The sequence below is a fragment of the Pseudomonas ceruminis genome, from assembly GCF_021602025.1.
GTDB classification, from domain to species: domain Bacteria; phylum Pseudomonadota; class Gammaproteobacteria; order Pseudomonadales; family Pseudomonadaceae; genus Aquipseudomonas; species Aquipseudomonas ceruminis.
Window position 1 is genome coordinate 255593 of record NZ_BQHW01000006.1, and the last position, 13109, is coordinate 268701.

Annotated in this window: 10 protein-coding genes; 4 read left to right on the top strand and 6 right to left on the bottom strand. The window is 62.9% G+C overall.

Going from position 1 to position 13109, the window contains the following annotated elements; translation table 11 throughout:
• The first annotated feature begins 1 nt into the window (after window position 1).
• Genes L6D80_RS10255 through pcaC form a run of 4 tightly spaced genes read left to right on the top strand, consistent with a single transcriptional unit; the run spans window position 2 to window position 3859 of the window.
• On the top strand, window positions 2-1291 hold the full coding sequence (locus tag L6D80_RS10255) for an MFS family transporter (protein ID WP_054899337.1): 1290 nt from the start codon (window positions 2-4) through the stop codon (window positions 1289-1291).
• 9 nt (window positions 1292-1300) lie between these two features.
• Window positions 1301-2653 carry a 3-carboxy-cis,cis-muconate cycloisomerase gene (locus tag L6D80_RS10260; protein ID WP_054899338.1) on the top strand — a complete coding sequence of 451 codons (1353 nt, stop codon included), beginning with the start codon at window positions 1301-1303 and terminating at the stop codon, window positions 2651-2653.
• 11 nt (window positions 2654-2664) lie between these two features.
• Complete coding sequence (gene pcaD, locus L6D80_RS10265) at window positions 2665-3456, top strand: 3-oxoadipate enol-lactonase (protein WP_176514822.1); 792 nt, start codon at window positions 2665-2667, stop codon at window positions 3454-3456.
• A 10-nt stretch (window positions 3457-3466) separates the two neighbouring features.
• The gene (gene pcaC / locus L6D80_RS10270; protein ID WP_010952489.1) at window positions 3467-3859 is read left to right on the top strand and encodes a 4-carboxymuconolactone decarboxylase; all 393 of its coding nucleotides are present in this window, start codon (window positions 3467-3469) and stop codon (window positions 3857-3859) included.
• A 123-nt stretch (window positions 3860-3982) separates the two neighbouring features.
• On the opposite strand, the gene L6D80_RS10275 is transcribed toward pcaC, so the two are convergent.
• The 6 genes from L6D80_RS10275 to ttgA all read right to left on the bottom strand — a co-directional run bounded on the left by L6D80_RS10275 (window position 3983) and on the right by ttgA (window position 12939).
• Window positions 3983-4507: an Mpo1 family 2-hydroxy fatty acid dioxygenase gene (locus L6D80_RS10275; RefSeq protein WP_176514820.1), complete on the bottom strand. Its 525-nt coding sequence runs from the start codon at window positions 4505-4507 to the stop codon at window positions 3983-3985.
• A 92-nt stretch (window positions 4508-4599) separates the two neighbouring features.
• Window positions 4600-5523, bottom strand: coding sequence for a LysR family transcriptional regulator (locus L6D80_RS10280; protein WP_054899341.1), 924 nt, complete (start codon window positions 5521-5523; stop codon window positions 4600-4602).
• 148 nt (window positions 5524-5671) lie between these two features.
• On the bottom strand, window positions 5672-6925 hold the full coding sequence (locus tag L6D80_RS10285) for an OprD family porin (protein WP_176514818.1): 1254 nt from the start codon (window positions 6923-6925) through the stop codon (window positions 5672-5674).
• Window positions 6926-7177: 252 nt separating this feature from the next.
• On the bottom strand, window positions 7178-8632 hold the full coding sequence (locus L6D80_RS10290) for an AdeC/AdeK/OprM family multidrug efflux complex outer membrane factor (protein ID WP_054899343.1): 1455 nt from the start codon (window positions 8630-8632) through the stop codon (window positions 7178-7180).
• Window positions 8629-11781, bottom strand: a complete 3153-nt coding sequence (gene ttgB, locus L6D80_RS10295; protein WP_054899344.1) for a multidrug efflux RND transporter permease subunit TtgB — start codon at window positions 11779-11781, stop codon at window positions 8629-8631. Before ttgB ends, L6D80_RS10290 begins: the two co-directional genes overlap by 4 nt.
• A gap of 3 nt (window positions 11782-11784) precedes the next feature.
• On the bottom strand, window positions 11785-12939 hold the full coding sequence (ttgA, locus tag L6D80_RS10300; RefSeq protein WP_176514815.1) for a toluene efflux RND transporter periplasmic adaptor subunit TtgA: 1155 nt from the start codon (window positions 12937-12939) through the stop codon (window positions 11785-11787).
• Window positions 12940-13109 lie beyond the last annotated feature (170 nt).

Here is a 13109-nt window from a genome sequence, read left to right on the forward strand (position 1 = left end):
CATGACCTCAGCCTATTACACCGGTGAAGAACGCAGTAAACGCATCTTCGCCATCGTCGGTGCCTCTTCCGGCAACTTGGTGGAATGGTTCGACTTCTACGTCTATGCCTTCTGCGCGATCTATTTCGCCCCGGCCTTCTTCCCCTCCGACGACCCCACCGTGCAGTTGCTCAATACGGCTGGTGTATTTGCTGCGGGCTTCCTGATGCGTCCCATTGGTGGCTGGATCTTCGGCCGCCTGGCCGACCGCCATGGCCGCAAGAATTCGCTGATGATCTCGGTGCTGATGATGTGCTTCGGCTCGCTCATGATCGCCTGCCTGCCCACCTACTCGAGCATCGGCACCTGGGCGCCGGCGCTGCTGTTGCTCGCCCGCTTGATCCAGGGCCTGTCGGTGGGGGGCGAATACGGCACCACCGCGACCTACATGAGTGAGGTGGCGCTGCGTGGCCAGCGTGGCTTCTTCGCGTCGTTCCAGTACGTGACCCTGATTGGCGGCCAACTGCTGGCTGTGCTGGTGGTGGTGGTCCTGCAGCAACTGCTGACCGAAGACGAACTGCGTGCCTGGGGATGGCGTGTACCGTTCGTGGTCGGCGCCGTCGCGGCGTTGATCTCGCTGATGCTGCGCCGCTCGCTGCACGAAACCAGCAGCGCCGAAACCCGCAAGGACAAGGACGCCGGTTCCATCAAAGGCCTGTTCCGCAACCACGCCGCAGCCTTCATCACCGTGCTTGGTTACACCGCTGGCGGCTCGCTGATCTTCTACACCTTCACCACCTACATGCAGAAGTACCTGGTCAACACTGCCGGCATGACGGCCAAGAACGCCAGCTACGTGATGACCGGTGCGCTGTTCCTGTTCATGGTCTTGCAGCCGTTCTTTGGCATGCTCTCTGACCGCATTGGCCGACGCAATTCGATGCTGCTCTTCGGGGCCTTGGGTACGCTGTTCACCGTGCCGTTGCTGATGGCGTTGAAGACCGTGAGCAGCCCGTTCATGGCGTTCGTGCTGGTAACCCTGGCGCTGTGCATCGTCAGTTTCTACACCTCGATCAGCGGCCTGGTGAAGGCCGAGATGTTCCCGCCGCAGGTGCGCGCGTTGGGCGTAGGCCTGGCGTATGCGGTGGCCAACGCGGTGTTCGGGGGGTCGGCCGAATACGTGGCGCTTGGCCTGAAAACCCTGGGCATGGAAAACACCTTCTACTGGTACGTGACGGCCATGATGGCAATCGCTTTCCTGTTTAGCCTGCGCCTGCCGAAACAGGCGGCGTACCTGCACCATGATGACTAAGGACGCTGCATGACCCACCAATTGTTCGACGCCTACTTCACCGCGCCGGCCATGCGCGAGGTGTTCTCTGACCGTGGCCGCCTGCAAGGCATGCTCGATTTCGAGGCGGCTCTGGCCCGCGCCGAAGCCGGCGCTGGGTTGGTGCCCCACAGCGCGGTGGCCGCCATTGAGGCCGCCTGCCAGGCCGAGCGCTATGACACCCGTGCGCTGGCCGATGCCATTGCCACGGCAGGCAACTCGGCCATCCCGCTGGTCAAGGCGTTGGGTAAGGTGATCGCCAGTGGTGTGCCGGAGGCCGAACGTTATGTGCACCTGGGGGCCACCAGCCAGGACGCGATGGACACCGGGCTGGTGCTGCAATTGCGTGACGCCCTCGCGTTGATCGAGGCCGACCTGGCCAAGTTGGCCGACACCCTGTCGCACCAGGCCCTGCAGCATGCCGATACGCCCTTGGTAGGCCGCACCTGGCTGCAACATGCAACACCGGTGACGTGGGGCATGAAGCTGGCAGGCGTGCTCGGCGCCATCACTCGGCATCGCCAACGGCTGCAGGAACTGCGCCCGCGTCTGCTGGTGCTGCAGTTCGGCGGCGCCTCTGGCAGCCTTGCGGCGCTGGGCAGCAAGGCGATGGCGGTCGCCGAGGGCCTGGCCGAACAGCTCAAGCTGAACCTGCCCGAGCAGCCCTGGCATACCCAGCGCGACCGCCTGGTGGAGTTTGCCGCTGTGCTGGGCCTGATTGCCGGTAGCCTGGGCAAGTTCGGCCGTGATATCAGCCTGCTGATGCAGACCGAGGCCGGGGAAGTGTTCGAGCCTTCGGCGCCCGGCAAGGGTGGTTCGTCAACCATGCCGCATAAGCGCAACCCGGTGGGGGCGGCAGTACTGATCGGCGCTGCCACCCGCGTGCCGGGCCTGCTCTCGACACTGTTCACCGCCATGCCGCAGGAACATGAGCGCAGTCTCGGCCTGTGGCATGCCGAGTGGGAAACCCTGCCGGACATCTGCTGCCTGGTGTCCGGCGCGCTGCGCCAGGCCCAGGTGATTGCCGAGGGTATGGAGGTGGACGCCGAGCGTATGCGCCGCAATCTTGACCTGACCCAGGGCCTGGTGCTGGCCGAAGCGGTGAGCATTGTCCTCGCCCAGCGCGTGGGCCGCGACCGCGCCCATCATCTGCTGGAGCAATGCTGCCAGCGCGCCGTGGCCGAACAGCGCCCGTTGCGCGCCGTGCTCGGTGACGAGCCGCAGGTCACCGCCGAGCTGACCGAGCAAGAACTCGACCGTCTGCTAGACCCGGCCCATTACCTGGGCCAGGCCCGCGTCTGGGTGGCGCGCGCCGTGGCTGAACATCAACGTTTGACTGCCTGAAGGAGACCGCTGTGGCGCATTTGCAACTGGCCGATGGCGTACTGAACTATCGATTCGACGGCCCGGACGACGCGCCGGTGCTGGTATTGTCCAACTCCCTCGGCACCGATCTGGGCATGTGGGACCGTCAGATTCCACTGTGGAGCGAGCACCTGCGTGTGCTGCGCTACGACACCCGTGGTCACGGTGCCTCGCTGGTCACTGAAGGCCCTTACAGCATCGAGCAATTGGGTCGCGATGTGCTGGCGCTGCTCGATGCCCTGGATATCCCCCAGGCACACTTCGTCGGTCTGTCGATGGGCGGTCTGATCGGGCAGTGGCTGGGTATTCATGCAGGCCAGCGCCTGCACAGCCTGACGCTGTGCAACACGGCTGCGAAGATCGGCAATGACGAGGTGTGGAACACCCGCATCGACACCGTGCTCAAGGGCGGCAAGCAAGCCATGGCGGATCTGCGTGACGCCTCCATTGCCCGCTGGTTCACCCCTGCTTTCGCCCAGGCCCAACCGGCCCAGGCCCAGCGCATCTGCCAGATGCTCGCGCAAACCTCCCCTGAGGGCTATGCCGCCAACTGCGCAGCGGTGCGCGATGCCGACTACCGTGCGCAACTGAACCGTATCCAGGTGCCGACATTGGTCGTCGCTGGTACCGAGGACGTGGTCACCACGCCTGAACATGGGCGCTTCCTGCAGGACGCTATCCTGGGGGCCAAGTACGCTGAGTTCCCGGCAGCGCACCTGTCCAATGTCGAGATTGGCGAGGCATTCAGCCGTCGCGTACTCGACTTCCTGCTGGCCCGCTGAGGAATTTGCGATGGATGAGAAGCAACGTTACGACGCCGGCATGCAAGTACGCCGCGCGGTGCTCGGCGATGCCCATGTGGACCGCAGCCTGGAGAAGCTCAACGACTTCAATGGCGAGTTCCAGGAGATGATCACCCGGCATGCCTGGGGTGATATCTGGACCCGTCCGGGGCTGCCGCGGCACACCCGTAGCCTGATCACCATCGCCATGCTGATCGGCATGAACCGCAACGACGAGCTCAAGTTGCATCTTCGGGCAGCCGCCAACAACGGTGTGACCCGTGACGAGATCAAGGAGGTGCTCATGCAAAGCGCAATCTACTGCGGGATCCCGGCCGCCAATGCCACCTTCCACCTGGCGGAGTCGGTGTGGGATGAGTTGGGCGTGGAGTCGCGGCAGTAATTGATAGTCTGATCCGGCCGTTTCACGTGGCAGGCCTGCTGCCCCCCCCTCAGTGCAACGGTGATGTTGCGCTGAGGGGGGGGAGGTGTTGCCTGCGAAACGGCCAGCCGAATCACTGCATGTTCATGCAGCAGCGTTCTTCTGCCGCAGCGCCACTGGCCCCGCATTGGCCTCCACGGCCCGTTTCAGCGCTGGGCAGAAGCCAAGCATGAACGCCGCTTCCGCGACCACGAACAATGGCCCGATGATCAGGCCGCTGACATCGTCGACGAAGGCCGGCTTGCGGCCTTCGTAATAGTGCCCGACGAACTGGATGACCCAGCCGACCACGAACGCCCCCAGCCCGGCGCTGAGCCACAGTGCTGTGCTCTGCACCGCCAGTGCCTGGCCAAGCCACAGGCACAGGCCCAGTAACAGGCCCATGACCAGCCCAAAGCGCAGGTCCAGGCGCAAGTAAAACCACACCGAGGCCGCAGCTGCCAGCAGGGCAGGGGACAGCCATAGGCCCGCCACGTCCCAGCCCGGGCGGGACAGCAGGATAGTCACTGCCACCACGATCAGCGGAATGCCGACGAAGTGGGTGGCTATGTTGCGTGGGTCACGGTGGTAGTTGGCGTACTGGCTCAGGTGTTCGACGAGGTTTTTCATTGTTGTTCCTCCCTGGGTGGCCGTTGTGCAGGGTTGGGCCTGTGCTGGCCTATAGTGCTCAGAATAGCCTGCAGCCCACCACTATCATCACTTCAGCGAATGGCAGCAGTCCGCAGGGGCGCATCCAGCTCCACCAAGGTTTCGATCATTGCCCGCGCGGCGGGCGACAGGCGGTAGCCGCTGCGGGTGACCACGCCACAGCGCACGCTCAGTACCTCAAGCGCCGGTGGCAGGTTGCGCCAGTGCAGGCGTACCAGTCGCCCGGCGGCGAGGTCTTCGGCGACGGCTTCCTCGCTGGCGGTACCGATGGCATCGGTGGATTGCACCACACTGCGCAACACCGCCAGGTGCTCGGTCTGCAGGTGCGGGGTAAAGTCGCTGCGTCCACTCAGGTTGGCCAGGCGTTTGCGTACGCCGGGGGCGAGCAGGGCGCTGGCCAGCGGGTAGGCGAAAAGATCGTTGGTCGACAGGCTGTCCTTGGCCAGCAAGGGGTGGCCAGGGCGGCAGAAGAACAGGCCCGGGCGGGGGCTGAGGGTTTCGGTATGGAAGTTGGGGTCGGCTTCGAACGGGCGAATGTCGTCGACGAAGAATTCGATTTGCTCGCGGCGCAGCGCTTGTCCTAGGCGTTCTGCATTGTCCACCAGCAGTGCGGTGCGGATGCCAGGGTGGTTGCCGATGAAATGGCGCAGTGCCTCCGGGACCAGGCGCACGGCGAGGGCCGGACCGCTGCCAAAGTGCAGTTCGCCGGCATCGAGCTTGGTCATCTGCAGCACTTCGTTACTGAGCTGCGCGGCGCCTTGTACCAGGCGACGGGCGTGCTGCAGTACTACCAGGCCTTCCGGGGTTGGCTGCAGGGCTTTGCTGGCGCGGTCGACCAACGGGCAGCCGAAGGTTTGCTCCAGGCCCTGGATGGCACGGCTGAACGCGGGCTGGGTGATGCCCATGGCCTCGGCGGCGCGGACGAAACTGCGGTACTCGGTGAGGGCGATGAAATAGCGCAGTTGGCGAAGGTCCATGTCGAGCTCTGCGATGGAAAACAGGGCTAGATTTAATCGGTTACATCTTATGTCGTCAACGAAGGTTTATTTAGGTTGTTATTCGTTTTTGTTATTTCATGGGCCAGCCTGCCTCTTTGCGGGTGAGCCCGCAAAGAGGCCTGTGAGCTCACAGCAGATTCAATGGATAGCTCACGATCAGCCGGTTCTCATCGAACGCGTTGGTGCTGAAGTCCCGGCGCATCGTGGAATTACGCCACTTCACCGACAGGTCCTTGAAGCTACCTGCCTGCACCACGTAAGCCAGTTCGGTCTCCCGTGCCCACTCCTTGCCATCCTCGACGCCACCGGCCGCCACATGGTCGCCTTTGATATAGCGGTTCATCAGGGTCAAACCCGGGATGCCGACACTGACGAAATTGAAGTCATGGCGCACCTGCCAAGAACGTTCCTTGGCGTTGTCGAAGCTGGCGTTGTAACTGTCGTTGGCCAGTGTGCCGCCGCTGGTGCCATTGACCCGCAGCCAGGCATCGTCACCGCTGACCTTCTGCAGGCCGACGTAGAAGGTGTTGCCTTTGTATCGGGCCGACAGCATTGCCGAGGCGGTGCGGTTGTCGAGTTGACCGGCACGTTTGGCCCCATCCTCCTTGCCGATGAAGTAACCGAGGTTGGCGCCTAGGATCCAGTCGCCCAGCGGCTGGCTGTGAACCAGGTTGAGGTATTGCTGGCGATAGATGTCTTTGAGCTGGGCGTCCCACAGGCCAATCATCGTGCGCTTGTCGTTGAACGTGTATTCGCCACCACCGAAGTTGAAGCGGTCAGAGGTGAAGGCCGCGCGGCCATTGAGCGACATGTCTTCCATGCTCGCATCGTTGCGTGGGCTGTTGCCGCGCAACTGACCGGCGTACAAGGTCAGGCCGTCGATTTCCTTCGAGGTCAACTGGCCGCCGCGGAAGGTTTGCGGCAGCGACCGGCCGTCGTCCGAGCGCAGGATTGGCAGCACCGGCATCCATTCACCGACCTTGAGTTCGGTCTCTGACCACTTGGCCTTCAGCGCCACGGCCAGGCGGCCGAAATCGTCGGCGGGGCGGCCGTCGTCGTGCACCGGTAGCAGGTGGGTGTTGGCGGTGCCTTTGCCGCCGTCCAGCTTGACCGAATACAAGCCCAGTACGTCTACGCCAAAACCAACTGTGCTCTGGGTGAAGCCGGACCGTGCATCAAGGATGAAGCTTTGCGTCCACTCCTCACCCTTGGCTTGTGGGTAGGCCGGGTCGACGAAATTGCGGTTGATGTAGAAGTTGCGCAGGTTGAGGGTAGCCTTGGCGTCCTCGAAGAACCCGTTGTCGGCGGCGGATGCGGGGAGGGCGCAGGACACGGCCAACAGGCCGGGCAGCAGCTGGCGTGCAGGGTGCGAAATGCTCATCTGTCGTGGATCTCTTGTTTTTATTGGCGAGCCGGTGCGCTGCAGGGTGCGGCCTGCAGGTGCGGGGCTAGTGATGAACCTGGGCAACGTTGCTGACGGCGATGGTGCGTGGAGGAGCGGGGGAGAGGCAATTCGCCGCAAGCGGAAGAGGGCGATAATCGAACGGAATGTTCCAGTTGGTTAATTGTTTGCCAGTCCAGGTCGCAACAAAAAGCCCACCGCGAGGGTGGGCTTGATGCTGTTGCCGTTGGATCAGCGTTTTACGGTGTCGACCGATGCCTGCTGATTGGCTTGCGCGGTCTGCTCGTACCAGCCACCGCCGAGCGCCTTGTACAGGTTGACCTCGCTGGTCAGCTGCGACAGGCGATCGGTGATCAGCGATTGCTGTGCGCTGAACAGGTTGCGCTGGGCATCGAGGAAGGTCAGGTTGCTGTCGATCCCGATGCGGTACCGGCGCTCGGCCAGGCGGTAGTAATCCTGGTTCGCTTGCACCAGGTCGCGTTGCGCCTGCAGCTGCTCTTCGAAGGTCTTGCGCGCCGCCAGGCCATCGGAGACTTCCTGGAAGGCAGTCTGGATGGTCTTTTCGTACTTGGCGACGTTGATGTCCTTCTGGATCTTCGAGTAGTCCAGGCTGGCGCGCAGGCTGCCGGCGTTGAAGATTGGCAGGTTGATCTGCGGCTGGAACAGCCAGGTGCCCGACCCCCCCTTGAACAGCCCGCCCATGTCCGGGCTCAGGGTCCCGGCATTGGCGGTCAGGCTGATGCTCGGGAAGAACGCTGCACGGGCTGCGCCGATGTTGGCATTGGCGGCCTTGAGCAGGTGCTCGGCTTCCTGGATATCCGGGCGACGCTGGAGGATGTCGGACGGAAGGCCAGCGGGTACCTCAGCCAACTGGTCGGCATCGAGGTCCAGTGGCTTGGGCAGGTCGGCCGGAATACCCGTACCGACCAGCACGGCGAGGCTGTTGAGGTCCTGGGCAACCAGACGCTGGTACTGTGAATACTTGACCCGCGCGCCTTCCACGGCGGTGCGTGCCTGGCTCAGGTCGAGCGCCGACGCTACACCCACTTCGTTGCTGCGGCGGGTCAGGTTGTAGCTTTCCTCGTAGGTCTTGAGGGTGTCTTCGGTCAGCTTGAACAGCGCCTGGTCTGCCTGCCAGGTGTAGTAGGCGTTGGCCACGCTGGCCACCAGGGCGATCTGCGTGGAGCGGCGTGCCTGCTCGCTGGACAGGTAGGTTTCCAGGGCCTGGTCAGTCAGGCTGCGCACCCGGCCAAACAGGTCAAGCTCGTAGGCGCTGACACCCAGGGTGGCCGAGTACTGGCTGGTAATGTTCGATTCACCCGTGGTCGACATGTTCGCCGGTATCCGCTGACGACTGCCGCTGCCGTTGGCGGAAACCGCCGGGAACAGGTCGGCACGCTGGATGCGGTATTGCGCACGGTAGGCGTCGATGTTCAGGGCCGCGACACGCAGGTCGCGGTTGTTGACCAGCGACGTCTGGATCAGCTTCTGCAGCGCCGGGTCGTGGAAGAACTGGCGCCAGCCCTGTTCGGCGGCGGCCACGTCGGCCGACTCGGTCGGCGAGTACGCTGGGCCTTGCGGCCACTGCGCAGCCACCGGCGACTCCGGGGTCTGGTAGTCAGGGATCAGCGAGCAGCCGCCCAGAATGAAAGCGGTTACCGCCAGGGACAACAAAGACTTGGTCATTGCCCAGCCTCATAACGTGGAGTTTCAGGGGTGGCGTCCTTTTCCGGCTCTTTGCTGCCGAACAGCGACGACACTGCGACGAAGAATAGCGGTACCCAGAAGATTGCCAACACGGTCGCACTGATCATGCCGCCGATCACACCCGTACCGATCGCGTGCTGGCTACCGGCACCGGCGCCGCTGGCGATGGTCAACGGTACCACGCCCAGGATGAAGGCCAGCGAGGTCATGATGATCGGGCGCAGACGCATGCGGCAGGCCTCGATCGCCGCGTCATACAGGCTGCGGCCCTGCTCGTGCAGTTCCTTGGCGAACTCCACGATCAGGATGGCGTTCTTCGCCGCCAGACCGATGGTGGTCAACAGGCCGACCAGGAAGTACACATCGTTGGACAGCCCGCGCAAGCTGGTAGCAATCAGCGCACCGATGATACCCAGCGGTACGACCAGCACAACTGCGATAGGGATCGACCAGCTTTCGTACAGCGCCGCCAGGCAGAGGAACACGAACAGTACCGAGAGGGCGAACAGTGCCGGCATCTGCGAGCCGGAGAGTTTTTCCTCATAGGACATGCCGGTCCAGGAGAAGCCGATACCACCTGGCAACTCGCCGGCGATACGTTCTACCTCGGCCATGGCCTCACCGGTACTGTAACCCGGGGCCGGGGCACCGAGGATTTCCATCGCCTCGACGCCGTTGTAGCGGGCCAGCTTAGGCGAACCGTAGGTCCACTCACCTTTGGCGAAGGAGGAGAACGGCACCATCTCGCCCGCACCGTTGCGCACGTACCACTTCTGCAAGTCTTCCGGGCTCATCCGTGCGTTCGATTCGCCCTGGATGTACACCTTCTTGACCCGGCCACGGTCGATGAAGTCGTTGACATAGCTGGCACCCAGCGCAATCGACAGGGTGTTGTTGATGTCGGCAATGGTCACGCCCAGGGCGCTGGCACGTTCGTCATCGATGGTCAGCTGGTACTGCGGTTCATCGTTCAGGCCGTTCGGGCGCACGGCGCTGAGCACCTTGCTCTGTGCGGCCTTGGCCAGGAACTGGTTGCGCGCTTCCATGAGTTTTTCATGGCCTACACCGCCGCGGTCCTGAAGGAACACGTCGAAGCCGGTAGCGTTACCCAGTTCGAGTACGGCAGGCGGGGCGAAGGCGAACACCATCGCATCGCGGAAGGTGAAGAAGTGCTGCTGGGCGCGCTGGGCCAGGGCGAATACGCTGTTTTCCTTGGAGCGCTCGCCCCACGGTTTGAGCATGATGAACGCCAGACCCGAGCTCTGGCCGCGACCGGCGAAGTTGAAGCCGTTGACGGTGAACACCGACGCTACGGTATCGGCTTCGTCCTTGAGCAGGTATTCGCGCATCTGGTCGACCACCACCTGGGTACGCTCGGCACTGGAGCCAGCCGGGGTCTGTACCTGGGCGAACAGTACGCCCTGGTCTTCCTCGGGCAGGAACGCCGTTGGAATGCGTGCGAACAGCCAGATCATACCGACCACGATCAGCGCATAGGCGAGCAGGAACGGCACCTTGTTGCGCAGGATGGCACCGACGCTCCGCTCGTAGCCGTTTACGCTGCGGTCGAAGTTGCGGTTGAACCAACCGAAGAAACCACCCTTGGCCTCATGGTGTTCGCCCTTTTTAAGCGGCTTGAGCATGGTGGCGCACAGCGCCGGGGTGAAGATCAGCGCGACCAGGACCGAAAGGCCCATGGCCGACACAATGGTGATCGAGAACTGCCGGTAGATCACACCGGTAGAGCCGCCGAAGAAGGCCATCGGCAGCAGTACCGCGGACAGCACCAGGGCGATACCCACAAGGGCACCCTGAATCTGTTCCATGGACCGTTTGGTCGCCTCCTTGGGTGGCAAGCCTTCCTCGGACATGACCCGCTCGACGTTCTCCACCACAACGATGGCATCGTCCACCAACAAGCCGATGGCCAGGACCATGGCGAACATGGTCAGGGTGTTGATGCTGAAGCCTGCGGCGGCAAGGATGCCGAAGGTACCCAGCAATACCACGGGCACGGTCATCGTGGTGATGATGGTGGCGCGGAAGTTCTGCAGGAACAGGTACATCACCAGGAACACCAGGACCACGGCTTCGATCAGGGTGTGGATAACCCCGCTGATCGATTCGGTGACCACCGGGGTGGTGTCATACGGGAACACCGCTTTCACCCCTGGCGGGAAGAACGGTTCCAGGTCGCTGATGGTCTGGCGCAGGGCTTTTGCCGTATCCAGCGCGTTGGCGCCGGTGGCCAGTTTCACCGCCAGGCCGGACGCCGGCATGCCGTTGAATTGGGCGCTGACGGCATAGTTTTCACCACCCAGGCCGACCTCGGCAACATCGCCCAGGCGCACCTGGGAGCCGTCCTTGTTGACCTTGAGCAGGATCTTCTCGAACTGCTCGGCGGTCTGCAGGCGGGTCTTGCCGATGATGGTGGCGTTGAGCTGGGTGCCTGGCATGGCTGGCAGGCCGCCAAGCTGGCCGGAGGAAACCTGCACGTTCTGCGCGGCAACCGCAGTCTTGACGTCGACCGGGGTCAGCTGGAACTTGTTCAGCTTGGCCGGATCGAGCCAGATACGCATGGCGTACTGCGCGCCGAATACCTGGAAGTCACCCACACCGGCGGTCCGCGAGACCGGGTCCTGCATGTTGGAAACGATGTAGTTGGCCAGGTCGTCCTTGGTCATGCTGCCATCTTCGGACACCAGACCGATCACCAGCAGGAAGTTCTTCACTGCCTTGGTGACGCGGATACCTTGCTGCTGCACTTCTTGCGGCAGCAGCGGGGTGGCCAGGTTCAGCTTGTTCTGTACCTGGACCTGGGCGGTGTCGGCGTTGGTACCCTGCTCGAAGGTGGCAGTGATGGTCATGCTGCCGTCGGAGTTACTCTCCGAGGACACATAACGCAGGTTGTCGATACCGTTGAGCTGCTGCTCGATGACCTGTACCACGGTGTCCTGCACGGTCTGCGCCGAGGCGCCCGGGTAGGTCACGGCGATGGCGATGGCCGGCGGTGCGATGCTCGGGTACTGGTTGATCGGCAGCTTCAGGATCGACAAGGCGCCAACCAGCATGATCACCAAGGCAATCACCCAGGCGAAGATCGGGCGATCGATAAAGAACTTCGACATGGTTTACTCCGCTTTGGCGTCTGCTTTGGCCGCGTTGGCCTGATCAGGGCTGCCTGGCTTCTTGACGTTGGTGGCCTCGTTGACCTTGACTTCGACGCCCGGACGCACGTACTGCAGGCCTTCGGTGATCAGGCGGTCGCCTGGGTTCAAGCCTTCCTCGATCAGCCAGTCGCTGCCCAGGGTACGGCTGGCCTTGAGTTGGCGCAGTTCGACCTTGTTTTCCTGGTTGACCACCAGCGCGGTCGGCGCGCCCTTGAGGTCGCGGGTCACGCCCTGTTGCGGGGCCAGGATGGCGTTGGCGTTGACCCCGGCCTTGAGCCGCGCATGCACGAACATGCCCGGCAGCAGGGTGTGCTCAGGGTTGGGGAAGATGGCGCGCAAGGTGACCGAGCCGGTGGTCTCATCGACCGAGACTTCGGAGAACTCCAGGCGACCGTCCTGCTTGAACAGGCTGCCGTCTTCCAGTACCAGTTGCACCGAAGCGGCATTGTCACCGGCCTTTTGCAGCTGGCCGCTTTCCAGGTCGCGGCGCAGCTTGAGCAGCTCGGCGGTGGACTGGGTGACATCGACGTAGATCGGGTCGAGCTGCTGGATGGTGGCCATGGCGTTGGTCTGGCCGTTATTGACCAAGGCACCTTCGGTGAAGGCCGAACGACCGATGCGGCCGCTGATCGGTGCCAGTACCTTGGTGTAGCGCAGGTCGATCTGGGCACTCTTGAGCGATGCCTCGGCCTGCAATCGTTTGGCATTGGCGTCGTCGTATTCCTGCTTGGAGACCGCCTGCTCGTCGATCAGCTGCTTGTAGCGCTCGGCCAGCGAGCGGGTCGCTTGCAAGTTGGCCTGGGCATTGGCCAGGGTCGCCTCGTACACGGCAGGGTCGATCTGGTAGAGCTGCTGACCTTCCTTGACGTCGCTGCCTTCCTTGAACAGGCGCTTGAGAATGATCCCGTTCACCTGCGGTCGCACCTCGGCAACGCGGTACGCGCTGGTGCGACCGGGCAATTCCGAGGTCAGGGTGAAGGGTTGCGGTTGCAAGGTAACGACGCCGACCAGAGGAGCCTGCGCTGCGGGCGCGGCTTCTTCTTTCTTACAGCCACTTAGCAGGGTTGCCAGGGCGACGGCGGAAACCAGAGCGGTAACGGCTGGCTTGAATTGCATGAGGATCCTCGGGTCGCAAGAGCAGGGAGACGCTCAAGAGTAATGGAAGAGTCTTGTCAGAAAAAATGCTATCGGGTGGATAAATAGCTTACTAACGAATATACTTACATTCACGGTTGTTTGTAAATAGCGTCGGGTGGTTCTTGTGTATGTCCCCCGGTCCTTGATTA